22 protein-coding genes, 3 tRNA genes and 1 riboswitch are annotated in these 24,968 nt (G+C 39.3%); of the genes, 14 read left to right on the forward strand and 11 right to left on the reverse strand.

The features are described 5' to 3' along the window. Window positions 1-440: 440 nt before the first annotated feature. The 8 genes from fbaA to EWE74_RS03370 all read left to right on the forward strand — a co-directional run bounded on the left by fbaA (window position 441) and on the right by EWE74_RS03370 (window position 8,917). Window positions 441-1,520 (forward strand): class II fructose-bisphosphate aldolase, encoded by a 1,080-nt coding sequence (fbaA, locus tag EWE74_RS03335; RefSeq protein WP_130140102.1) that lies wholly within the window; start codon window positions 441-443, stop codon window positions 1,518-1,520. 138 nt (window positions 1,521-1,658) lie between these two features. Continuing rightward, window positions 1,659-2,543, forward strand: a complete 885-nt coding sequence (locus EWE74_RS03340; protein ID WP_317125934.1) for a tyrosine-type recombinase/integrase — start codon at window positions 1,659-1,661, stop codon at window positions 2,541-2,543. A 15-nt stretch (window positions 2,544-2,558) separates the two neighbouring features. Then, window positions 2,559-2,903: a ribosome hibernation-promoting factor, HPF/YfiA family gene (gene hpf / locus EWE74_RS03345; RefSeq protein ID WP_130140103.1), complete on the forward strand. Its 345-nt coding sequence runs from the start codon at window positions 2,559-2,561 to the stop codon at window positions 2,901-2,903. A 123-nt stretch (window positions 2,904-3,026) separates the two neighbouring features. After that, entirely contained in the window at window positions 3,027-3,389 is a 363-nt protein-coding gene (locus EWE74_RS03350) for a hypothetical protein (RefSeq protein ID WP_130140104.1), read from the forward strand. A gap of 176 nt (window positions 3,390-3,565) precedes the next feature. After that, window positions 3,566-4,093, forward strand: coding sequence for a ferritin (locus tag EWE74_RS03355; RefSeq protein ID WP_130140105.1), 528 nt, complete (start codon window positions 3,566-3,568; stop codon window positions 4,091-4,093). Window positions 4,094-4,204: 111 nt separating this feature from the next. Next, window positions 4,205-6,958 (forward strand): TonB-dependent receptor, encoded by a 2,754-nt coding sequence (locus EWE74_RS03360; RefSeq protein WP_239018542.1) that lies wholly within the window; start codon window positions 4,205-4,207, stop codon window positions 6,956-6,958. A 2-nt stretch (window positions 6,959-6,960) separates the two neighbouring features. Beyond that, window positions 6,961-7,932 carry an NAD(P)H-quinone oxidoreductase gene (locus EWE74_RS03365; protein ID WP_130140106.1) on the forward strand — a complete coding sequence of 324 codons (972 nt, stop codon included), beginning with the start codon at window positions 6,961-6,963 and terminating at the stop codon, window positions 7,930-7,932. Between the two features lie 4 nt (window positions 7,933-7,936). Then, complete coding sequence (locus tag EWE74_RS03370; protein ID WP_130140107.1) at window positions 7,937-8,917, forward strand: Gfo/Idh/MocA family protein; 981 nt, start codon at window positions 7,937-7,939, stop codon at window positions 8,915-8,917. Here EWE74_RS03370 and EWE74_RS03375 read toward each other — a convergent pair. Beyond that, on the reverse strand, window positions 8,907-9,356 hold the full coding sequence (locus tag EWE74_RS03375) for a nuclear transport factor 2 family protein (RefSeq protein WP_130140108.1): 450 nt from the start codon (window positions 9,354-9,356) through the stop codon (window positions 8,907-8,909). The genes EWE74_RS03370 and EWE74_RS03375 overlap by 11 nt on opposite strands. 99 nt (window positions 9,357-9,455) lie before the next feature. On the opposite strand from EWE74_RS03375, the gene rocD reads away from it, so the two are divergent. Continuing rightward, window positions 9,456-10,697: an ornithine--oxo-acid transaminase gene (gene rocD / locus EWE74_RS03380; protein ID WP_130140109.1), complete on the forward strand. Its 1,242-nt coding sequence runs from the start codon at window positions 9,456-9,458 to the stop codon at window positions 10,695-10,697. A gap of 140 nt (window positions 10,698-10,837) precedes the next feature. Continuing rightward, window positions 10,838-11,515, forward strand: a complete 678-nt coding sequence (locus EWE74_RS03385) for a YceI family protein (RefSeq protein WP_130140110.1) — start codon at window positions 10,838-10,840, stop codon at window positions 11,513-11,515. Window positions 11,516-11,742: 227 nt separating this feature from the next. Here the strand turns inward: EWE74_RS03385 and EWE74_RS03390 are convergent, their stop codons facing one another. From EWE74_RS03390 to EWE74_RS03420, 7 genes are all read right to left on the reverse strand, one after another. Continuing rightward, window positions 11,743-13,650, reverse strand: coding sequence for a DUF294 nucleotidyltransferase-like domain-containing protein (locus EWE74_RS03390; RefSeq protein ID WP_130140111.1), 1,908 nt, complete (start codon window positions 13,648-13,650; stop codon window positions 11,743-11,745). 30 nt (window positions 13,651-13,680) lie between these two features. Then, the gene (locus tag EWE74_RS03395) at window positions 13,681-14,313 is read right to left on the reverse strand and encodes a 3'-5' exonuclease (RefSeq protein WP_130140112.1); all 633 of its coding nucleotides are present in this window, start codon (window positions 14,311-14,313) and stop codon (window positions 13,681-13,683) included. Window positions 14,314-14,433: 120 nt separating this feature from the next. Further along, window positions 14,434-14,507: transfer RNA gene (locus EWE74_RS03400), tRNA-Pro, on the reverse strand. 122 nt (window positions 14,508-14,629) lie between these two features. Continuing rightward, complete coding sequence (locus EWE74_RS03405; RefSeq protein WP_130140113.1) at window positions 14,630-15,814, reverse strand: homoserine dehydrogenase; 1,185 nt, start codon at window positions 15,812-15,814, stop codon at window positions 14,630-14,632. Window positions 15,815-15,892: 78 nt separating this feature from the next. After that, window positions 15,893-17,200 (reverse strand): O-acetylhomoserine aminocarboxypropyltransferase/cysteine synthase family protein, encoded by a 1,308-nt coding sequence (locus EWE74_RS03410; RefSeq protein WP_130140114.1) that lies wholly within the window; start codon window positions 17,198-17,200, stop codon window positions 15,893-15,895. A 211-nt stretch (window positions 17,201-17,411) separates the two neighbouring features. After that, window positions 17,412-17,527: riboswitch (SAM riboswitch) on the reverse strand. A gap of 131 nt (window positions 17,528-17,658) precedes the next feature. After that, window positions 17,659-17,734: transfer RNA gene (locus EWE74_RS03415), tRNA-Phe, on the reverse strand. A gap of 39 nt (window positions 17,735-17,773) precedes the next feature. Next, window positions 17,774-17,849: transfer RNA gene (locus tag EWE74_RS03420), tRNA-Phe, on the reverse strand. Window positions 17,850-18,033: 184 nt separating this feature from the next. Here EWE74_RS03420 and mnmA point away from each other — a divergent pair. After that, window positions 18,034-19,128, forward strand: a complete 1,095-nt coding sequence (mnmA, locus tag EWE74_RS03425) for a tRNA 2-thiouridine(34) synthase MnmA (RefSeq protein WP_130140115.1) — start codon at window positions 18,034-18,036, stop codon at window positions 19,126-19,128. 36 nt (window positions 19,129-19,164) lie between these two features. Here the strand turns inward: mnmA and gap are convergent, their stop codons facing one another. The 3 genes from gap to pfkA all read right to left on the reverse strand — a co-directional run bounded on the left by gap (window position 19,165) and on the right by pfkA (window position 22,115). Then, window positions 19,165-20,160, reverse strand: coding sequence for a type I glyceraldehyde-3-phosphate dehydrogenase (gap, locus tag EWE74_RS03430; RefSeq protein ID WP_130140116.1), 996 nt, complete (start codon window positions 20,158-20,160; stop codon window positions 19,165-19,167). An 8-nt stretch (window positions 20,161-20,168) separates the two neighbouring features. Continuing rightward, window positions 20,169-21,017, reverse strand: coding sequence for a hypothetical protein (locus EWE74_RS03435; protein ID WP_130140117.1), 849 nt, complete (start codon window positions 21,015-21,017; stop codon window positions 20,169-20,171). A gap of 114 nt (window positions 21,018-21,131) precedes the next feature. Continuing rightward, complete coding sequence (gene pfkA / locus EWE74_RS03440; protein ID WP_130140118.1) at window positions 21,132-22,115, reverse strand: 6-phosphofructokinase; 984 nt, start codon at window positions 22,113-22,115, stop codon at window positions 21,132-21,134. Between the two features lie 121 nt (window positions 22,116-22,236). Here pfkA and EWE74_RS03445 point away from each other — a divergent pair, with 121 nt between their 5' ends. The 3 genes from EWE74_RS03445 to EWE74_RS03455 all read left to right on the forward strand — a co-directional run bounded on the left by EWE74_RS03445 (window position 22,237) and on the right by EWE74_RS03455 (window position 24,967). Beyond that, a complete protein-coding gene (locus tag EWE74_RS03445; protein WP_130140119.1) occupies window positions 22,237-22,899 on the forward strand; it encodes an NUDIX hydrolase in 663 nt (220 codons plus the stop codon). A gap of 119 nt (window positions 22,900-23,018) precedes the next feature. Then, window positions 23,019-23,624, forward strand: a complete 606-nt coding sequence (locus EWE74_RS03450) for a TetR/AcrR family transcriptional regulator (RefSeq protein WP_130140120.1) — start codon at window positions 23,019-23,021, stop codon at window positions 23,622-23,624. An 11-nt stretch (window positions 23,625-23,635) separates the two neighbouring features. After that, on the forward strand, window positions 23,636-24,967 hold the full coding sequence (locus EWE74_RS03455) for a TolC family protein (RefSeq protein WP_206365127.1): 1,332 nt from the start codon (window positions 23,636-23,638) through the stop codon (window positions 24,965-24,967). The last annotated feature ends 1 nt before the right edge of the window (window position 24,968 follow it).

Below are 24,968 nucleotides of genomic sequence, written 5' to 3' on the forward strand. Positions count from 1 at the left end.
AACAAATTCCTTGCACGGCTTTTTTGTTTTGTTGCCCAATGTTTTTCTTTCTCAGGACAACAACGCAAGTTTATTGCCCCATTCTTTTGTTTTGTTGGACAACTTTTTTGCAAACTTGTCCGTTTTTTATTTTCTGATTCCTTTGTTACTCAGGAACTAAAAACACCATTTAAACATATTTAAGTGCGGTTTTTTGAAGGGAATAGCGTTGAAAAAAACGTCTTCCATGGGGTAATATCCTGCCAAAAAGATTTTTAAGGTTTCCTAATTTTGGCGGGATTTTATCCCAGTCGTTTAAAATAATTATCCTATATTAACGCCAGATGCCTGGTTATCAACATACGTTATACCGGGTGCTGTGTATTTAATACACTAAGTTGTAAAAAACAAAAAAACTCCCTACCTTTAGTCGCAAATAACACAAGTAATAAAATAAAAATATGAGCCTAAAAGATTTTAAGGGTGTTTTAACCGGCGATCAAGTACAAGAACTATTTGAAATAGCTAAAGAACATAAGTTTGCATTACCTGCGGTCAACGTGATCGGAACAAATTCGATCAACGCTGTTTTGGAAACAGCGAAGGCGGTGAACTCACCGGTCATTATTCAATTATCCAATGGTGGAGCTCAGTTCTATGCTGGGAAATCATTGAATAACGACGGTTTGCAAGCCTGTATTTTGGGAGCTGTATCAGCTGCACAGCACGTACATTTGTTAGCGGAACATTATGGAGTAGCTGTTATATTACATACTGACCATGCTGCCAAAAAATTGTTGCCATGGATTGACGGTCTTTTGGATGCGGGCGAAAAATTCTTCGCACAACACGGAAAACCGTTGTTCTCTTCGCATATGTTAGATTTATCAGAGGAGCCAATTGAAGAGAATATAGAGATCTCCAGAAAATATTTAGAGCGCATGAAGCCGCTTGGTATGACGGTTGAAATTGAATTAGGTGTAACAGGCGGCGAGGAAGACGGTGTAGATAATACGGATGTAGATAGCTCAAAATTGTATACACAGCCGGAAGAAGTAGCTTATGCATATGAAGAGCTATCCAAAGTTTCCGATAAATTTACGGTAGCAGCGGCATTTGGTAATGTACATGGGGTATACAAGCCTGGTAATGTGAAATTGCAACCGGTTATTTTACATAACTCACAAGAATATATCCGGGAGAAATTTAATTTATCTGCTGAGAAACCGGTAAATTTTGTTTTCCACGGTGGTTCTGGATCTTCGCCAGAAGAAATTGCAGAAGCGATTTCCTACGGCGCTATCAAAATGAATATTGATACAGACATGCAATGGGCATTCTGGGATGGTATTCGCGCTTATGAAGCAAAAAATCGGGATTATTTGCAAGCCCAGATAGGGAACCCGGAAGGTGCGGATTCTCCAAATAAAAAATATTATGATCCGCGGGTTTGGCTGCGTAAAGGTGAAGAAACGTTTGTAGAACGTTTAAAACAAGCCTTCAGCGAATTAAACGCTATTGATGTAAATACGAAATTGTAACATTTACTATTGATCGCTTAAAACTTAGCTTGCGGGCCACCGCGAGCTAAGTTTTTTTTATGCCATCTTTTTCCTAAAATTTCCTAATAAATTTTTTTACATCACTCTTTTTGCTATATTTATAGAAGAACGATATAGATGATGAATAAGCAACGGTTTTTAAGTTTTTTGGAGTTTGAGAAGCGTTATTCCTCCCATACCATTTTGGCTTATGCGTTGGAAATAGATCGTTTTCTCCACTTTCTATCAACCGAAGAAATCGTTTTTGAAGAGGTAGACTATCGGGTTATTCGACATTATTTGGCGGTAATGAAAGAGAACGGTAGACAAGCTTCTAGTATTAACCGATCTATATCGTCCTTGCGTTCTTTTTATAAGTTTCTAGTCAGGGAAGGCGTTGTAACTTCAAGCCCTATGCAGTTGGTGCACGCACTTAAAACACCCCGGAAATTACCTGTGGTAGTCGAGCAGGAAAAAATAGTCGAATTGTTAGATAGGGGGGCAATGGATTCGGAAAGCTTTGAGGAAGCACGTGACTTTATTATTTTAGAGTTATTGTTTGGCACGGGTATAAGACTTTCGGAATTGCTTGCGATTCAAGAACGCGATATTGATACCTATAATCGGAGGATACGCATATTTGGAAAGCGGGGTAAAGAAAGGTTAGTGCCTGTACACCAAACACTGTTGGAAGAAATCAGACGCTATTTAATATTGAAATATGCACAAGATTTTAAAAACAAATCAACCTATTTAATCGTTACCAAAGAAGGAAAGCAGGCTTATCGTTCCTTGATTTATCGGACAGTACGGCAATATCTAGGGCGTATTACCTCTCAGCAGAAAAAAAGTCCGCATGTATTACGACATACCTTTGCTACGACACTTTTGAATAATGGAGCGGATTTAAATGCCATCAAGGAATTACTGGGACACGCTGGTTTAGCGGCAACACAAGTTTATACGCATAACTCTGTAGAAAGATTAAAATCTATTTATAAACAAGCCCATCCAAAGGCTTAAAAAAAAGGAGGAAAAATGAACATTACTGTGCAATCTATCAAGTTTGATGCTGATCAAAAATTAGTTGATTTTATCAAAAAGAGAACAGCTAAGTTAGAACAGTTTTTGGACAACATCATCGAGAGCGTATGTTATCTTCGTTTGGAAAACGTAGACGATGAAGCCAACAAAGTGGTGGAATTGAAGATGAACATACCTGGAAACCAATTATTTGCCAAAGCACAGGCGAAAAGTTTCGAAGAAGCAACTGATCTTGCCGTAGAATCACTACGACGACAGATCAATAAACATAAGACGAAAACCAGGACAGCAGTAAGTAATCACAAGGAGTTATTGAGTAATCCGGAAGAGGAATTTTAAAAGAAACAAATCAAAAAAGAGAGAAGCTGATCGAGAGATCAGCTTTTTTTATATATTTTGCAACTAATTTATTTGGATTGAATCTGAATAACATCTATATTTGCTCAGCGAATTTTAACAACGATGATCTGTCCATTAGCACACGTAGAAGAAGTATTCAAAACAGCACACGGAACCGTGTACCAATGTAGTCGAAAAAACTGCTATTGGCTCGAATTTCAACATACTACAACGGCCTTTAAGATTTCTGATTTCTTTCTATTAAAAAAACGTGTAGATGGGATGGATATTGCGCGTATGTTGGCAGATACTTCCCGTGCTGCCGATTTTGAAATTATGATGCCTCACCGTACAGAAAGGTGTTTTATTCTTTCCGTTCAGGATATTCTAAATTTAAAGGAAATTTTGGCTGGAGCAAAGTTCATGATAGAGCTAAACAGCGAAATAAAGAAGATCCTTCGTAAGGATGCTTTGCTTGTTATCTAGTCTTTTAATTGTACTGATTCTAAACAAGTTAAGTCGGACGAGCTGTAATTTAGACTTAATTTGTATTGTATTTTCTTTATCCATTTTGAGTTTTCTTGGTTTATCTTTGTACAAACAATGTGGGGAATACATTGTTGTTTATTAAAGTATATAAGATTATATTAAGCAAGATAAATATGAAAGACCTATTGAAATTGAAATCTTCGTTATCTGAGGAGATAGAAAATATATTAAATGCACAGGTAAAAGTAGAAGCACACGCATCCGCACTTTATTTAGCAATGTCTTCCTGGTGTGACGATCAAGGGTTGGATAATTCTGCAACTTTTTTTGCTAAACAAGCAGACGAAGAGCGAGAGCATATGTTGAAGTTATTTAACTATATCAATAACCGCGGAGGACGTGCGATCTCTCCTGAGATTACAAATATACCGGTTGACTTCGAATCTTTTCGTGGCGTGTTTGAGCAAACATTGGAGCAGGAAATGCATGTTACCGAACAGTTTAATAACATAGCAGACAAATGTATGAAGCTGAAAGATTATGTTACATTTAATTTCGTACAATGGTTCTTAGAAGAACAAGTAGAAGAAGAATATGTGGCGCGCCGTATTTTAGAATTGTTTGATGTGATTGGCGAAGAAGGTACTGGTCGTTGGGAAATAGATAAGCATTTAGTTAAAGTAACATTTGACGGAGAATAATTCCAGAAAAAATTACATAGGCGGGTCATTTCAATAGGAGATGACCCGCTTTTCTTTTATTGAATTTCATTTTTTTTGTATATTGACACAAATGCGTAAACGTTAGTTTTTGTGGAACATCATCGGTATCTTATATTTCTGATTGCGACGCTCTTTTTTGTTGGGCTAGGTTCGATTGGAGCAAAAGCCCAGACCGAACCACGGCAGATTCAGGGATTTGTAGTGGATACTGTTGGAACAAGACTAAAAGGTGTTACCATACGATTGACAAGCACACGTGATACAATTACCGTAATAAGTTCCAATGCAGGATATTATCGTTTTAAAGATATAAGGGGGGTGGATATTCGGTTGTCTTATAGTATGTTGGGGCATCAAATTGTGAACAGAACGCTGTCATCTAAAAACTTGTCCAGCTTTATCGTGATGCCGAATGTCGTGCTTCGGCCACAGAGCTCATTAATCGAGGGAGTGTATGTGTTAAAAACTATTCCGGTCGTCTATGCAGGTGACACCGTTCAATATAATATGGATGCGTTTACTTTTCGGTCGAATTCCCTTTTAGAGGAGGCGTTGAAGCAGTTGCCGGGGATCCAGGTTTCGCGCGACGGAACCGTCTATGCACAAGGAAAGCCCATTTCATCCGTACAGGTAGACGGTCGGAAATTCTTCGGAGGTGATGTTTTGACGGCAACACGCAATTTGCCTGCGGATTTTATCAAGAGTATTCAGATATTAAACTATCGCAACGAGCTTTCTGCCGATAAGCGTTTTACAACGGAAGAACCGGAGAAAATTTTGAATATCGTTCTTAAGGAGGATCGTAAGCGTATTTCCTTTGGTCAATTGACCGCTGGTGTCGGAACCAGGGAACGCTATATCGGTAGTGCAGGCATTAATCGTTTTGACGATGGACAGGAGTTTTCGTTGGTAGGTTCTATAAACAATACAAACACAAGTTTATTCTCTTTTGGATCACCAACCGGGATGGGAGAGCGGGAGAAATCACTTTTTGATGTTAATGATTTTGTAGATCCTACGGATGGTCTCAATAATATACGGTCATTAGGGTTTAGCTTTTCAGATAATTTAGCAGAAAACACACAATTTAACGCTAATTACAGCTTTACACGAAAGAAAAATTTTACGGAAGGAAATTCCATACTGCATTCGGATTATCTTAGAAACCGGATTTCTAATGAGGAAAATTATGATATAACAAACGATGATAATTTTCATAGACTTAGAGCGGAACTCAAACATCGGTTCCAAAATCAAGATGTATTAGAAATAAAGCCGGTTTTTTCCTATAGTAGGGTATATGTTTGGAATAACCGAAAGAGACAGGTTAACAATAATAGAATAACCAATAGAGGAACTTATCAAGATTCATCCTATCAGCGAAATCCTAATTTAGATATTGACATGCTATATGCCAAATCATTCCAAAAACCAGGTAGAAAGTTATTAGGAAGTGTTTCGCTTAACTTTAATAGCCAACGTAAACTAGAAGACGTGCTCGATCGCTATGTCTCTGTAGATTCGACACCTATAGATCCAATACATAGCTTGTTTGAGCAGCGATATTTTATACAACAGCGAAACGGAACAGATGGTGTGAGGGCGTCGGTGTCTTTCGTTGAGCCTTTCTCTGCATACAGTACATTAGAGTTTTTGTACAATTATGAATTAACGGATATGACCACACAGCGAATCGTGGAAGATAAGCTTAAATCGGAGGAACTTGGCTATTTCTTCTACGTGGATTCATTAGGGGTGAACTATAATTACCGTTTTCGAAATAGCCGCATGGGATTGAATTATTTGTATACACCCCACAAAACCTTCCGGGCAAATATTGGATTTGCGGTGCAGCCCGTAAAATTGAGCAGTTTCCTTCCACGGGAAGATATGCAGTATACGTATGAAAATGTTAACCTAGTGCCTACGGCAGGGTTTAAATGGCGGTTAAATGAGGAAACTGATTGGAGTGTTGATTACGTAGGTAAAAATAATCAACCTAATCTCTTACATATCATCCCGATCAGGGATAACAGTAACTCGCAAAATATTATCGTCGGAAATCCAGAATTAAAAGCCGAATTTTCAAACCGAATTAGTACGACGTTACGAAAATTCGTAACGTCCCGAGGACAGTATTTTGAAACCAATTTTGCGTACAATTATGTAGCTAACAAAATTGTATCTGATAAAACTGCAATTTCCGGCTCTACTATCCAGGAAACCACATTCAAAAATACAGATGGTTATTATGATATTAAATGGTATTATCTCTTCAACACACCTCTGTTTAATGAGAATGTACAATTGGATATTAGTGGAAACACGGATTATTATAATAATTTGTCGTATGTGAACGACCAACGAAATACGACCAGGCAATTCATATACTCCCAGTCTGCTCAACTGCGTTATAGCTGGAACGATTATTTTGAATCCATGTTTAATGCGAATTATCTTTTAAATAATGCGAGTTATACGTGGCCTTACACGACGAAAATTACCGGACATAGCTTATTGGCAAGTGCGGCTACCAAAAGCTATTTGGGAGAACATGTAACGTTAGGTGCGGAGATGTCACAACGATTCAATGCTGGGTATGCCAGCAGTTTTATGAATATCAATCCGACGATCATCAATGCCTATCTGGAGTTTTCTTTTTTGCATAATAAGCGGGCATTGCTACGCTTACAGGGGTTCGATTTGTTGGATCAGAATAAAAATATGGGTACGTACAGCGAATACGTAGGTAATGATGTATATGAGGCACGAAATAATCGGCTTGGGCGTTATTTTATGGTTACATTAAACATGCGTTTACAGAAGTATCCCAAAAAAAGATAGGTATGAAAGCTATTGTTATAACGAAAGCAGGTGGTCCGGAGGTTTTAGAGCTGCAAGAGCGAGCTATTCCCACAATAGCGAAAAATGAAGTATTGATACAGGTAAACGCAGCGGGAATAAACCGTCCGGATATTTTTCAGCGAAAAGGAAATTATCCAGCGCCAGTAGGTGTGGTGGAGGATATTCCAGGACTGGAGGTGGCCGGGGTTGTTGTTGAGGTAGGTACGGCAGTAACATTGTGGAAAGTCGGAGACAACGTATGTTGTCTCGTGGCGGGAGGTGGATATGCGGAATATGTTGCGGCTCATCAGGAGATGTGTCTTCAGATTCCAGAAGGGGTCAGCTTTGAAGAAGCGGCAGTATTACCAGAAACCGTGTATACCGTCTGGGACAATGTGTTTCGACGGGGGGCTTTGCGGGAAGGAGAGACGCTGTTGGTTCATGGTGGAGCGGGTGGAATTGGGAGCACGGCCATACAGCTCGCAAAAGCATTTGGAGCACGGGTGCTGACGACGGTTAGCACAGCGGAAAAGGAAAGGTATTGTCGACAATTAGGGGCCGATAAGGTCGTCAATTATCGAGATAGTGATTTTCAAGAGGTGCTGCGGACGGAGAATGTGCATGTCATATTAGACAGTATTGGCGGTGATTATTTCCAGAAAAACCTAGACTTGTTAGCGGCAGACGGTCGCTTGATTTATATCAATGCGATGAAAGGACATAAGGTAGAGCTTCATATTTTAAAATTAATGCAAAAACGTATCCTCTTGACCGGAAGTACATTGCGTGCTCGGGATCTTTCTTTCAAAATCCCGCTAACACGGGATGTACACCAATATGTTTGGCCACTCATCGGAAAATCATTCCAACCACAATTGTCTAAAGTATTTCCCATGAGCGATGCTTCAACAGCCCATGAATGGATGGAGAATGGGGCGTTTTTAGGTAAACTTGCGTTGAAATTTAAGAAATAAAAATATGGAAACTATAAAGTGGGGTATGATTGGCGTTGGTGAGGTAACAGAAATGAAGAGCGGACCGGCTTTTTATAAAACACCTCATTCTTGCTTATTAGCAGTTACTTCCCGCACGAAAGAGAAAGCAGAAGATTATGCGTTACGACATGGAGTGCCTAAAGTATACGAAGGTGTGCCAGCATTATTGGCTGACCCAGATATTGATATTGTTTACATTGCGACACCTCCCAGTACACATAAAGAATATGCATTACAGGCGATACAAGCCGGAAAGCCCGTATACGTGGAAAAACCGATGGCAATGTCACTCGCGGAAGCTAGAGAGATGCACGATGCAGCTAAACAAAAGGGAGTATCCCTATTTGTGGCTTTTTATCGTCGGGCATTACCCTATTTTTCACAGGTTAAACAATGGATCGATGAGGGGAAAATCGGTAAAATATTAACGGTATCGGTGAGATTGGTACGTGCGCCCAGTCTTTCGGATTTAAATACCGATATGCATACATGGCGCATTAAAAAGGAAATAGGAGGCGAGGGATATTTTGTCGATATGGCCCCTCATACCCTCGATATAGTAGATTATATGATAAGTCCGATAGCAGACGTAAACGGCTATGCCATCAATCTCGCCAAAAATTATGAGGTGCCGGATAGCGTTTGTGCTAGCTGGCAGCATGACAATGGCGTGCTGGGGACAGGTATATGGACGTTTTCGGGAATTCAGGAAACGGCAGAAGACCAAATCATCATCACCGGAACCACCGGGGAGATACGCTTTAGCACCTTTGATTTCTCACCAATAACATGGATAACACCATCGGGTACCCAATTTTTTGACTTTGAAAAACCAGCACATATCCAACAAGCCCTAATAGAATCCATTGTAAAAGAGTTACGAGGAGAAGGACATTGTCTTTCAACAGGAGAGAGTGCCTTACGGACAACAGCAGTAATAGAGAAGATTTTGTCTACAATTTAAACGCTTGCCGTCCAAGAAGCTGCCAACCATCATTCGATTTCACCCATGTCAGCATAATGCCTAACCGGATACTTGCCGGACCTTTTCCCGGGTCATTCGTTTTGGCGCTCAATGTATGGCGAACAATGGCGGTATTATCTTGCACATCCACCGTTTGGTCAGTCGTTTGAATTTCTTCAAAAACAGAAGCCCCGGAAATAAGTGTTTGTACAAACTGCTCTTTTGTTTCGATTGTTCCACTGGAATGGCCATAGCTAAGCTTGTCGGAGGCAAGTTTATTTAATATCTGTGCATTAGGCTTTAACATGACGTCAATAAGTGCTTTTGTAGCCGTTTCCACGGCTTGGGAAGTACTTTTTTCCTGTGCACCTGCTTCGGAAAGAACAGCTGTCATGATAATGGTCAGCATAACTAACGATACTCTATTATATAACATCATATAGTGATAGTTTTATTTAGTAATCGAATTTAGGAACTCTGGTTCGATATTCCAAAAAATATGTTTACATTAAAAGTTTATTAATATGATATCAGTGTTATGGAAATCAACGGCTATCAAATACCGGAAAAAACAGCAAGTTGTATTCAAATTGAAGATCAACATGGAGCCCATAATTACCATCCATTGCCGGTAGTACTAAATAGGGGGCTTGGGGCATTCGTTTGGGATGTGGAAGACAAACGTTATTTTGATTTTCTTTCTGGTTATTCCGCAGTCAACCAAGGTCATTGCCATCCGAAGATTCTTCATGCTTTGACGGAGCAGGCAAAACAACTAACGTTAACGTCAAGAGCTTTTCATAGTGATCGTATGGCAGAATACACGCGATATATTACACAGTATTTTGGTTATGACAAGGTATTGCCCATGAATACGGGAGTAGAAGCTGTGGAGACTGCTTTGAAATTAGCGCGTAGATGGGGCTATGCTGTAAAGGGTGTGCCGGATGGCCAGGCCAAAATTATTACGGTAGAAGGTAATTTTCATGGTCGGACTATCAATGTTATTTCCTTCAGTACAGACCCTACCGCAAAAGCGGGATTTGGTCCCTTTATGCCTGGCTATATTACTATCCCCTATAACGATCTACATGCTCTTCGTCATGCAATCGCAGATGAGGACGTCGTTGGCTTTCTGGTGGAACCTATTCAAGGAGAAGCAGGAGTATATGTGCCCGACAGTGGTTATTTGGCTGCTGCTAAAGCGCTTTGTAAAGAACACTGCGTCCTATTTATCGGGGATGAGATTCAAACCGGTTTGTCTAGAACTGGAAAATTACTGGCTTGCGACCACGAAAATGTACGTCCAGATATTCTCATTCTGGGAAAAGCTTTGAGTGGTGGTGTTATGCCAATTTCCGCTGTTCTAGCGGATGACGAAATCATGCTGACCATAGCGCCTGGTGAACACGGATCGACGTATGGCGGTAATCCGTTAGCTTGCGCTGTTGCTATAGCTTCACTAGAAGTACTGAAGGAAGAAAAACTTGCAGATCGTGCTGCAGAACTCGGGGCCTATTTCCGAACAGCGTTAGTTGGATTGGCACACCCCGTAATTAAACAGGTTCGGGGAAAAGGATTGCTTAATGCCATTGTCATCGAGCATCCCAGCGATAATGCAGCTGATATTTTGTGTTTGGAACTCATGAAAAATGGCTTGTTGGCTAAGCCTACACACGGTGACAAGATACGTTTTGCGCCTCCTTTGGTGATTACGAAAGAAGAATTGGAAGAGGCTATTGACATTATCCGTAAATCGTTGGTCGTGTTGCATACCTAAATGGAGACTAGTATACGAAATGTTACATTAAGACAACATATATATAATATTTTTTGCTCGGAAAAGGTCTGGATGTTGTGAACATCAAAAAAGATAGGTATTTTTATTGGTAATTTTTATTGAATATAAATAAGATATTTATGAGAAAAATTTTTTTATCAATGGCAGTGGGTACAGCCATTCTGTTTGCTTCTTGTGGAGGAAATTCTTCCAAGACGCAAGTATCCGAAAAACAAGAAGTAGCGGAGAAGCAAGGAGATGTGTATACGGCTAATCTAGAGGCTTCTGAAGTAAATTGGAAAGCTACACATAAAGGTGGTCTTGCTCCTCGATGGGGTATACTTTCGGTAACTTCCGGCGAATTAACAGTAGCTGACGGCAACGTTAATGCTGGTGATTTTACCATTGATATGAAATCTTTAGAAGTTGATGCAGCTTCTGTAACGGAAGCGGATAAGAAGGCTATCGATTTGCAGAATCACCTAAAAAGCGAAGACTTTTTTGATGTAGAAAATCATGCGACAGCAACTTTTCATATTACGCAGGTTTCTGATCTAGATTTATCTACGGTAAATAATACGGTGAACGGAGCAAACAAACTTGTTAGCGGTAATCTTACGTTGTTAGACAGTACGTTGAATATTTCTTTTCCTGCAAAAATTGACGTTCAAGAGAACAAAGTGGCCGTAGAAGCTAAGTTTACAGTAAATCGTGTTGATTGGGGGATCAAATTTGGTACTTCTGAATTAGATCCGGCTGAGTGGGGAATAAGCCGTGACATTGAGGTAGGGGTTAATCTGGAAGCTACAAAACAGTAACAGAATATCCTTGATAAACAAACGTTTAACTTAAAACAAGTACCTCCTAATAATAAAATAGGGGGTATTTTTTACCATAAAAAAGGGCTTTCAAACGGGGAGAATGAAAGCCCTTAACTAACCAATTATAAACCTAAATTATGAAGGGACAAATATAGTGTCTTTTTTACACTAAGTCAAGTGTTCCTTTCAATTTATTGCTTCATCTTTTGTAACATTTCTATGTCTTATCCGAGTATATTATTGGTGAACCGCATTTTAATGCCCATTTGAAAGTTGCTAATCGTTTTGAAGATCTCTTTCAGCGTAGCTTTTTCAATTTTAGTTAACGTATTGATCCGGATATAGTTATTGGGTTCCGATTTCTCTACCAGTATTTGATTAGCTTGGTTTTCTAATCGTAAAGCCATCAAATAATAGTAGGACTGATAAAGTTCATGATATTGTTGGGGTGTAAATACCTCCATTTCCATTAGCTTTTTTAACCGCTCGCCCGTATTCTCCTGATATATTCTCTTTTGAAGCGCATATACCCTTACCAGATCCACAATAGGCGTCATGGCGTTCTTGATATTGAAAACCTCGGTTTTGCCAATTGTTTCGGTTTTAATATTCTTAAAGAAGGTGAGGGGAGGTTCATATTGTAAAGCATTTTTTGCCGTAAAAGCAAAAAAACGATCGTTTGGCTTTTGAAGTTCTTCTTCAAGAAACTGCTTGAGTTCTTCAATAATATTTTTGTCTCCGTATAAAAAACGGCAATCAAAAAACGTTGAAAATTTGATAGCATTTTCCGGCACACTCTCCTCAATCCATTTTTTATAATTACGTTTCCAATGGGATAGTGAATGTGTCCATTCGGGATTGCTCGCCATATATCCTCCTTCACAATAACTGAAGCCAATTTCATTTAAATAATCGGATACCTTGGTGGCAAACGTTAGAAAATATTTCCGCACCATCTCCCGTTGTTCGTTCGCTTTATCTTCATAGATGATCGCATTATCTTGGTCGGTTTTCAGGGTTTGTTCTTTCCGTCCTTCACTTCCTGTTACCATAAAAACAAATTTAGCCGGAGGTTCTCCCATTTCCCGAATTACACGTCCAATGATTTTAATCGCAATGGTATCTGCGATTGTGGTAATGACCTGATTGGTAATCTCTGCATTAATACCCCTACCTAATAATTGTTTGATGATCTCTGGCACATAGTTCCATTTTTGACGTAGTTCTTCAATTGTTTCGGCCAGTTTTACGGACTGTATAAAAACTAATGGTGATTGGCCTTGTTCACTTAAGATACGATTCCGACTCAAGAATCCTACATACCGACCGTCTTTTTCAACTAAAAGATAGCGTGTTTTCGTGCTAAACATCATCAATACGGCTTCATAGAGATAAGCTTGATAGGATATGGAAACAATGGGATTGTCCATGACTTCTCCAATTGGTGTATTCACATCGATGCACTTCGAAATAACATTATCGCGCAAGGTCATATCAGTGGCATAACCGATGATATTTTGATTTTCGTCTTGAATGAAGAGGCAGCTTACCCGATTATCGGCCATGTGTTTTGCTGCTTTATAGATGGGCGTATTTGCAGGACAGGAAACAATATCCTTATAGGTGATTCCGTCTATTTTTCGGGAATACAATTGTTCTGCTGCAATATAACTTTCTTCGAAAGAAGCCGGTGTCTTAACAAAATGTGAAAATTCTTCATCCAACATCCTCTTACCAAAGTCGGTCGTATAGTATTGGAAAAAATCTTCATATGCCTGACATATTTTAAGAAATTCTTTACGCGGTAAATTGTAGACCACTGTTCCTTTTTTTGCCATGACAGACTTCAGTGCTTTTCGCCTATTTAAAAGAATAGAAATACCGCCGAAACAATAAATCGGATGATGTATTTCTATTGACCGTCTATTTTCAGAAGCGTCATAAAAAAATGTTTCATATTCTCCTTTGACAATGATATCGACACCTTTTAGCTCTGTTATTCCCTGTCTATAGGCAAGGGTATCCCGGGTATAGGAAGTTTGTACCAACGACTCGGAGATACCGCGAAGTACGCTTTCGGGGAGAATATCAAAAGGTGCGGCTTTTTTTAAAACTTCAATCAAATTCGACATAATCTGCTTTTTAACATAATGTTAAATATTCTATTTATCTAAAAAGTTAAGTTTCTGTGAAAACATTTTTTGTTGTCTTTCCATATCGGATGAGGTTATTTCATGACGATTCCACAACTCGAAAAAACATTTTGCCGTAGCATTGGCATCCTGTTCTGCCTCGTGAATCTCTGTCAATAAGTTGTCAAACAGGTATTCGTGCAATTGTGGCAACCGAAGATAGGTTGCCGATGGGTTGGTAGCGTATTTTTCGCTATCCAACATTGTACAGAAGAATGATTGGCTAATGAATGGATTCGGGAGGTTCGCCCGATAATAATCCGCACTTAGCACTTGCACATCTAGCTCGACAAAATGACCGATAATAACCGGGTTATATTTTTGTATATCGTGCGCTAACTTACGCAATACAGCTTTCCTTCTGTCACCATGCTGTTTTAGATACGCACGCGTAATACCATGAACATCGTAAGAAGCAGGTGTTATATCTATATCACCTTCATAAATGTATTTACTTGTACGTTTGATTTCTGTTCCACTAACATCATAAATAATCCAAGCGACCTGAATGACGTGGGGCCAGTTTTTTTCATCGGAGTAGGGGCGGTTCCAACGTTGTGGAATACCGGAGGTTTCTGTATCGATAAATAGATAGTGTTTCAAAAACGTGATGATTTATTCGAAATAATAGAACAACTTGATCTGCTGCAAATTGTTATATACGAAGATAAGGACTGTTTGGTTATTAAACAAAAAAGTCCGACTATCGTCGAACTTATTCTGTCGGGTTGGCGGGATTCGAACCCACGACCTCCAGCACCCCATGCTGGCGCGATACCTGGCTACGCTACAACCCGAAATCGAAAGGCAAACCTAAAAAAAATATTTTACATTCACGAACCGAATTTTGACATAATACCACTACATAAAAAATTACGTAGTTCTAAAGGATTATGATGAAAATCTATTACGGAAAGTCCTATAAAAGGACCTCCGCAATAAAATTTCCAGTTTGGTTGATGACGTCTTTTTTTGCAATGATTTCTTGCAGGTTGATTTCACCGATGACATATTTGAAATCTTGTCCATAAAAACGCTCTACTATGGAATCAAACTGTAACTGATTCAATGTTGCTTCCTCCGCATAACGGAAATATACCGTTAACTTATAATTCGTGCTATACTGGATTTGAGACGCCTCTAAATGCTTTTTATATTCATAGCGGTAGCCATAACGTAATGCTGCAATATCTGAAAGGACAGCAGATCCGGTAGGATGTCCACCAGCACCTTTTCCGTAGAAAAATTGCTCATCTGCAAAAGCGGCTTTTACTAAGACACCATTGTTTTCATTTTCAACATTGAACAAGATATTGTCTGACGTAATGAACCTTGGCAATACATACAAAACAACCTGGTTGTTGTTGATTTCTTTTGCGAAAGGCAGAAGTTTAATTTTAAATCTTTTTTCTTTAGCAAAGCGGATATCTCGGTCGTCCAATTTATCAATTCCGATGTTGAGGATATCATCGGGATTTACATAAATCCCGTAAGCGTGGGAAGCTACAATAGCCAGTTTATATTTAGGATCGAATCCGCCCACATCTAATATGGGGTCTGTTTCTGCAAACCCTAAATCCTGTGCCTGTTTTAACGCCACATCATAACTCTGGCTATCATTAAAGATCTTCGATAAGATATAATTAGAAGAACCGTTAAAGATACCGCTTACGGAGTGAAGTAGTTCATTGTCGTAGTATTCTTCCAAATTGCGAATAATCGGAATACTGCCACACACCGCACCTTCATATAATAAAGATGTACCATATTCTTGCTGAATGCGTGTAAGCTCTTCTAAGTGAGAGGCAATCATCTTCTTGTTGGCAGAGACTACATTTTTGCCCGATTTCAACGCACGTTTCGTGATTTCAAAAGCTGCATCAGCGTCATCGATAAGTTCAACCACCGTATTTATTTCCTCATCTCCCAAAATAGCCTCAGCATCTGTGGTAAATAGCACCGCCGGAAGTGTTCTCTTCTTATCCGCATTTTTGATAACAAACTTCTTGATTTCTAAATTTAGCTTTTTTGTTTTTATAATATCATATAGTCCCTGTCCAACCACACCAAATCCAAAAATGCCTATAATTAACCTTTCATTCATTGTTGTTATTCTGTTGTTTATTCTCGTAAAGCATTATTTTTTGTCAAGTTTAGTATTGTCCCATCCTTAACCCATTTATTATTTAATCTTATCGAAAGCCTGTTGCAGATCAGCTTTGATATCATCTACATGTTCTATACCCACAGAAAGACGTAATTGCCCAGGGAATACTCCAGCACTTCTTTGTGCGTCTTCCGAAAGCTGTTGGTGTGTAGTTGCTGCCGGATGTATAATCAATGTTTTAGCATCACCGACGTTGGCTAGATGGCTAATTAAATCCAATGCATCAATAAATTCATTTGCCTTATCTGCTCCTCCTTTTATGGTGAAGGACAATACAGCACCATAACCATTCTTCAAATATTTCTGTGCAGCTAAATGGTTCGGATCACTTTTTAAACCCGGAAAATTAACTTTCTCTACTTGTGGGTGAGCTTCCAGCCATTGTGCAATCTCTAAAGCGTTATCTACATGGCGTTGTACACGCAAGGAAAGTGTTTCCAACCCTTGTACTAACAAAAATGAGTTGAATGGCGAAAGTGCCGGTCCAAAATCACGTAAACCCTCTACACGCGCACGTATTGCAAATTGAATATTACCGAAAGGGCCTTCTGGACCAAAAACATCAGCGAATACCAATCCATGGTAGCCTTCGGATGGTTCAGAGAACTGCTTGAATTTGCCATTGCCCCAATTGTAATTACCACCATCGATAATGACTCCACCTATACTGGTGCCATGCCCCCCAATCCATTTCGTTGCAGCTTCAACCACCACGTGTGCACCATGTTCTAAAGGTTTAAATAGATAGCCTCCCGCTCCAAATGTATTGTCTACAATTAAAGGTAAATCATATTTTTGTGCCAAAGCTGAAATTTTTTCAAAATCAGGAATGTTGTAACTCGGGTTACCGATGGTTTCTACATAAAGAGCCTTTGTGTTTTCATCGATTAAAGGCTCCATGTTTTCTGCAGTGCTATTCTCTGCAAAACGAGCTTCAATCCCCAATCGTTTGAAAGATACCTTAAATTGGTTGTAGGTACCGCCGTATAAATCGGAGCCGGTTACAAAGTTTTCGCCGCTTTCTATAATATTTGTCAAGGCTAAAAACTGTGCGGCCATACCAGAAGCTACTGCGACAGCAGCAACGCCTCCCTCCAAAGCAGCTATACGCTTTTCAAAAGCATCTGTAGTTGGGTTCATGATGCGCGTATAGATGTTACCAAATTGCTTCAATGCAAATAGGTTAGCACCGTGTTCGGCATTTTCAAACACATACGAAGTAGTTTGATAAATAGGCAATGCTCTAGATCCTGTGGTTGGGTCTACTTCCTGTCCGGCGTGGACTTGTAACGTTTCGAATTTTAGGTTCTTATTTGTTGACATAGTTTATAATATTTTAATGTAATAAATATAATGAAAATTAAATAGACATTCCATGCTATACGGATGCTGGTCGTCTGTAGGATGGCAATTTAGCGTAGAGGGAGACTAGCACATTCGCATAGCCAAGTAGGTACAACAACAAATAAATGTCGTTGAATAGAAGCGTGTGTAGTCCGTGATGTTTGTTGTAAATGTTCCCATTGTCTTACTGTATTTATATGTTCCAAAACGATATTATTTTGGACAGGATTTGGCACCTTTTCAATTTCTCTCTTGCTGGTTGCCAGTGGGTCATAGAGCCAGTCTCTCGCCACTTCTTTATAAACCAAGACCTAACACGATGAAAGGTGTTGATTAGGAACGCCTGTTAAGCGAACGACACAAATATATAAGATTAGTATTAAAAAGTGAAAAAATAATAAACAAAAAATCCTTTCCGTGAATCGAAAAGGATTTTGTGGTGGTGCCAGCTGGATTCGAACCAGCGACACAAGGATTTTCAGTCCTTTGCTCTACCAACTGAGCTATGGCACCATTAAGTTTTTGTTTGGAATCTGTTACTTTCAGATTTTGTGGTGGTGCCAGCTGGATTCGAACCAGCGACACAAGGATTTTCAGTCCTTTGCTCTACCAACTGAGCTATGGCACCTTTCGCAACCATATTTTTCCCTTGATTGCGTTGCAAATCTATGTTCTTTTTTTGAAATCTAAAACTTTTGTATGCATTATTTTTTAAGTATTTTTCAAGTCGTTGATTCTTATGTAAATAAAATTACACGAAATAAACACGGCTATGTCTCAAATAACCTATCTTTGCAGCTCACAAAATTAATATGAGTAAAAAAGGCAGGATATTGGTCGCGATGAGTGGTGGAGTAGATAGTTCCGTAGCGGCCATTATGTTACATGAGCAGGGCTACGAAGTTATCGGGATCACGATGAAAACGTGGGACTATGCCTCCGCTGGTGGTTCGTCTAAAGAAACAGGATGTTGTAGTCTGGATAGTATAAACGATGCGAGGGCATTGGCTGTAGGCTATGGCTTCCCGCATTATATATTGGATATACGGGATGAATTCGGTGATTTTGTTATTGATAATTTTGTCGATGAATATATTGCCGGACGAACACCTAATCCTTGCGTACTTTGTAATACCCATATCAAATGGTCAGCATTGATGAAGCGGGCAGATAAGCTGGATTGCGAATTTATTGCGACCGGGCATTATGCGAACATCCGTTTACACGATAATGGAAGGTACGTTATATCGAAGGGAAGAGACGAAAATAAAGATCAATCCTATGTGCTTTGGGGAGTATCGCAGGAAAACCTTGCCCGGACACAGTTTCCGTTAGGCAATTTTACGAAAAAGGAAATCCGGCAGATGGCGTTGGAAATGGGACAGGAAGAGCTTGCTCAAAAATCGGAAAGCTATGAAATCTGTTTCGTTCCAGACAACGACTATCGTGCTTTTTTACGCCATAAACGGCCTACACTTGATGATGAAATCGGACCTGGAAATTTTGTATTGTCTGACGGAACGGTAGTAGGCCAACACATTGGCTATCCTTATTTTACCATTGGCCAACGTAAAGGATTAGGTATTGCGTTGGGTAAACCGATGTTTGTCATTGAGATATTGCCAGAAAGTAATACCGTAGTGCTAGGAGAGGAGCATGAATTGGAAAAATCACAAGCTTTTGTACGCGACATCAACTTGATTAAATATGCTTCGATAGAAGAACCAATGGAAGCCATTACAAAAATACGCTATAAAGACGCAGGAGCACAATCCACAATAACGCAGCAAGGAAATGTGATGCAGGTAGATTTTGCACATCGTGTCAAAGGTATAGCACCCGGACAATCTGCTGTTTTCTATGAAGGTAGTGATTTACTCGGTGGCGGTTTTCTGATGAAATTGTAATATAAAAAGGGCTCGCAATTGCGAGCCCTTTTTATATTACAATTTACCAACTTCTTGTGCCAAATCGATAATTTTGTTGGAATAGCCCCATTCGTTATCGTACCATGATACAACTTTTACAAAGTTGTCATTCAATGAGATCCCAGCTTTCGCATCAAAAATCGATGTGCGTGTATCACCAATAAAGTCAGACGAAACTACCTCATCTTCCGTATAACCTAAGATACCTTTTAGCTCACCTTCCGAAGCTTCTTTCATTACTTTTTTAATTTCTTCGTAAGAAGCACCTTTTTCTAGACGAACTGTTAAATCAACTACAGAAACGTCTGCTGTAGGAACACGCATCGACATACCTGTTAATTTGCCTTTCAATTCCGGAAGAACCAATCCAACTGCTTTTGCGGCACCAGTAGAAGAAGGAATTATGTTTTGATAAGCACCACGACCACCTCTCCAGTCTTTTACAGACGGACCATCGACTGTTTTTTGAGTAGCAGTTACCGCATGTACTGTTGTCATTAAGCCTTCCAAGATACCGAAGTTATCGTTCAATACTTTTGCAAGAGGTGCTAAACAGTTTGTTGTACAAGAAGCGTTTGATACAATTGTGTATTCTGCTTTTAGTTCTTTGTGGTTTACACCCATTACAAAGGTTGGCGTATCATCTTTTGCCGGCGCAGACATTACAACTTTTTTTGCACCTGCATCAATATGCTTTTGTGCTGTTTCTTGTGTTAAGAAGAAACCTGTCGATTCGATAATCACTTCGGCTTCTACTTCATCCCATTTTAAGTTAGCAGGATCTTTTTCAGCTGTTACGCGGATTGTTTTTCCGTTGACAACTAAATGTCCGTCTTTAACTTCTACCGTACCATCGAATTTTCCATGTGTAGAGTCATATTTTAGCATATATGCCAAATAATCAGGTTCTACCAAATCGTTAATACCAACAACTTCAATATCACTGCGATTAATAGCTGCTCTAAAAGCTAAACGGCCAATCCGACCGAATCCGTTAATTCCAATTTTCATTTTCTCTATTAGTTTTTATTAATGTAATACTTTATTAAGTTTTGAACAGGCTCTTTGATAATAGAGCCAATATGTAATCCATGTTCCGCGCCCAATTCACGTAACCAATCGGCGTAATTATTGGCTACTGATCCGGTGAAATTAAACTGATTATCCGGATAACTTTCTGACAAAGGAATTAAATATGTTTTAATATATATATCTAATCCTTTTTTTATTTGTTGTGTAAAATAAGGTTCATCACGATGTTCATAAATGAAATCGGCAAAACTTGTTAAAAACAAATTCGGATTAGGATTATAATATACACGTTCCAAAATTGAACGTCGGTCTAGGTTGTATTTGTGTAGTAATTTTTCACGGATACTACTCGGCATTGTTTCGGTTAAAAAATCTTTCAACAATTGCCTGCCTAACCAATTCGTTGAACCCTCATCGGCTAAGATATAGCCCATGCCGTAATTATTAGGCATAACTTTTCTGCCATTATAATATGCCGCGTTCGAACCGCTACCAATAATGCCAACGATACCTTTTTCGTCCCCAAATGTTGATTTCGCCGAGGCTTCCATATCATGACCCGCTTTTACTTTGGCATTTTTAAAAAATTGTGCAAATGTCTGTTCTATTTTTTGCTGGCGTTCAGGCGAGGACACACCCGCACCGAAAAAGAAAATTTTACGGATCTTTTCGGCATTGTTTATTAAATGATTGCTTTTGTTCAGGAGCTGTGTAATATACCGCTCATCTTGTATATAGGAGTTGATACCCGGCGTACGGAAACCGTGGAGTACACGTTTTTTATCCGCAATCCGCCAATCTGCATATCTCGACCCGCTAAAAACAACTACAATCATTTATAAAATATCTAAAGATAAACGTGCTAAAGCTCGCTTAAAAAGCCAAAAACCTGAAATGGTTCATTGATGCCTTAAAACTAATAAAACATCAATAAATAAAAAAATGATTTTTTATAAGGCCATTATTTTTGCAATTTCTACAAGGTCTTCGTTAAGCTTTAATTCCTTTTTACTTAGCGCTTCTTCTAAAGGAGTCGTAACCATTTCTGATCCACGAATCCCGATTGTAGCCCTTGTATTGCCTTTTAAAAGTTCATTGACCGCTGCATACCCCATACGCGTTGCTAATACCCTATCTGCACTACTTGGAGCCCCGCCCCGTTGCAGATGACCTAGTATACTAACTTTTGTGTCATAATAACCAAATTTTTCATGGACACGTTTAGCGACGTTATTTGCGCCACCGTTTTTATCACCTTCCGCGACGATAACAATCATGGACGATTTATTTCTGTCGGCGGCATGGGCCAGCATCTCGATAAGTTCATCAATTGCGGTATCCTTTTCGGGGAGGAGGATAGCCTCAGCACCACCCGCAATACCAGCATTGAGTGCAATACATCCGGAATCACGACCCATAACTTCGATAAAAAACAAGCGGTTGTGGGAAGCAGCCGTATCACGGATTTTATCAATCGCTTCGATAACGGTATTATTTGCGGTATCATATCCAATCGTGAGGTCAGTACCGTTTAAGTCATTATCAATAGTCCCTGGAATACACATTACCGGAATATCAAATTCACGCGAAAATATTTCTGCACCTGTAAATGTACCGTCACCGCCGATAGCAACCAATGCATCGATACCGGCTGCGCGAACGTTTTCATATGCCTTTGCGCGTCCCTCCGCTGTTTTAAATTCCATACACCGGGCAGTTTTTAAAACGGTACCTCCTTTTTGTATAATGGAACTAACCGATTTACTTTCCATATCAAACATCGTATTATCAATCATACCTTGATAACCATGATAAATACCGGTAACTTTCTTGTCATTATGCAGTGCTGTTCTCACAACAGCACGGATAGCAGCGTTCATTCCAGGGGCATCCCCCCCTGATGTAAAAACGCCTACTCGTGTTATTTTTCTCACTCGATTACTCATTTTAGGTTCTACGAATATAGTGTGTATTTCTTACACTATTAAATTTTTTTTGTTTTTTTTGGATTATTGTGATAATATTGGTGAATATTGATTAAAAAATCACATTGTTTTGCAGACTCATTTCACCATAGATTGTGTAATATATAGCTTTAACGAAGGCAAGCTTCAGTTATTGCTAACCGAAAGAAGTGTATATCCGTATAAGGATTGGTGGGCTTTACCAGGCTTCTTTACGCAGAAAGACGAAGAAATGGAGGATGCTGTAAAGCGTATCCTCTATGAACACACTGGTCTGAAAGATATCTTTATGGAGCAGTTGGGCGCCTTCGCCGGTGTGAAACGACATCCGGAAGGACGCATATTGACAGTTGCTTTTTCGACTATTGTGAAATATGAAGATGTGAAGTCAAAGATTAAGCCCATGACTTCTTATATGCGACAAGCAAAATGGTTTCCCATAGATCAACTACCTGACTTAGCTTTTGATCATGCTAGAATTGTACAGGAAAGCTTGCAAAAGTTAAAACATACTATTAATTACTCGACTGCGGTATATGAACTTTTACCCGAAAAATTTACATTAACGCAGTTACAGCAAGTATACGAAGCTATTATAGGGAAGACCTTGGACAAGCGAAATTTTCGTAAAAAAATCGCCAACGCAGGGTTTCTCAAGGAATTGCCCGAAGTACAAAAGGGCGTTTCGTATCGTGCGGCCAGATTGTATAAATTCGATAAACGTAAATTCCAGAAACAACTAGGCATGATGTAAGAAGTAATGCTAATTTACAGTAAGATTACAATTTCTTGATAGATTGTTTCTTGCGGTTTCATTTTGTTTTTATACTTTTGAACGTTTTTAGAAAAAAGTCAAAAAGTATAAAGGTAAGAATGGACAGTAAAAAGGGACAGATTGTTCAAGCGGCTCTCAAACGGTTTTCACATTATGGTTTTAATAAAACCACAATGAGTGAGATCGCTGTTGACTTGAATATCACAAAGGCGAACCTATACTACTATTATCCAGACAAAAATGCGCTTATAAAAGATGTGCTTGCCTGTATATCGGACGAAATCCTGACAAAGCAGTATGAAGTGCTCGATCAGTATGACGGTAGTTTGGTGAAAGTACTTTGTAAGTTGTTGAAGATAAAGGCGGACTTTTTAAAGGATTACTACGTTCTCCATATCAATGAAAATCTAGAATGGATAAAAGGACAGGGAATAGGTACACTTTTGGAAAAATTTCACTATAAAAATATCGAGATTGTAGGGAATTTATTGAAGCGCGCTGTAGAATATGGTGAGATTGAGGTGTGCTCTACCGAAGAAGCAGCCACCTCTTATACGGAAATTATGGCAGGATTGAGCCTCATTCGCAGTGTCTCCGATACGATTTCCGGAATGCCGAATGCACGTAATGTTGATGATATTTTGGAGAGCCAAGAGAAAGCGACAAAGTTTATATTCAATAATAAAATAAAGGAGAAAAATTAGTTTTACAGATCATGTTTTCAAAAATGGGATTTAAATATTTAGGTGTTTTAGCGGTCGGTTTACTGCTGCAGGGTAACCCTCTTCAAGCCCAACAGACACTTACGCTGCAAGAGGCGATAAAATATGCACTCGAAAATAAAGCAGAAGCGAAGACGGCTAAACTGGACGTCGAAAATGCGCAATATCAGATTGATGAGGTGCGTGCCGGAGCGTTACCGCAAATTAATGCATCGGGGACAATGAAGTATAATATTATTATTCCAGAAATGGCGCTCGAGTTTGGTGGAGAAACGATTACGGCAAAAATGGGACAACCCTGGAATTCTACGGCAGTTGTCTCCTTGAATCAACAATTGTTTAATCAATCTCTTTTCACAGGTTTGAAAGCGGCCAGGACCACAAGAGAATTCTATCAGCTGAATGCGCAATTAACGGATGAGCAGCTGATTGAAAATGTATCCAATGCGTATTACGATATTTTCCAAACGCAGTTACAATTGCAAACCATCCAGAACAATTTAGATAATACGAGCAAAACACATAAGATCATCGACGGTATGGTAGCTGCTGGTCTTGCCAAAAAAATTGATTTGGATCGTTTGTCGGTAGCGGTAAACAATCTGGAGTCACAAAAGAAACAGATACAAAGTGCGTTGCAACTAAAAGAGAATGCATTGAAATTTGCCATCGGTATGCCGATGGAGATGGGTATCGAACTGCCTGAAGAAACATTTGAAATCAATCCGGCTATTTCTTTACAAGTCAATGATGTTGAGAATAGATCGGAAGTTCTTTTGAGTGAGAAACAAATAGCGTTATACGAATTGAATAAAAAAGCGCAAACAGCAAGTTTGTATCCTACTTTGTCGTTAGGAACTGATTTCGGATTTAGTGGTTTTGGTCAAGGGTTTCCGATCGGAGGAGATTTTATGTGGCCTAAAACTTCCAGTATTGGTTTAAATTTATCGATCCCGATTTTTACAGGAGGAGCGACAAAAGCTCGGATCAATCAGGCGGATATTGATATTCGAAAAGCACGAGTCGCATTAGAGGATACGAAATTGGGTATTTCGCTGGCAAATGAAAATGCTAAAACCCAAATAAGAAACAGTTTATTAACGGTCGATGCAAACCGTAGAAATGTAAGACTTGCCGAGGAGGTTTTGAGTGACACCCAAAACAATTACAACAATGGTTTGGCTACACTGACAGATTTGTTGGATGCAGAAAAAGCACTGGCAGATGCAGAAACAAATCTGAACACTTCTTTGCTAGATTACAAATTAGCAGAGGTACAGCTGATCAAAGCAAACGGAAATTTAAGAACATTAATCAACGAATAAT

Origin of the sequence: Sphingobacterium corticibacterium, from assembly GCF_004208525.1 — a bacterium.
GTDB lineage: Bacteria > Bacteroidota > Bacteroidia > Sphingobacteriales > Sphingobacteriaceae > Sphingobacterium > Sphingobacterium corticibacterium.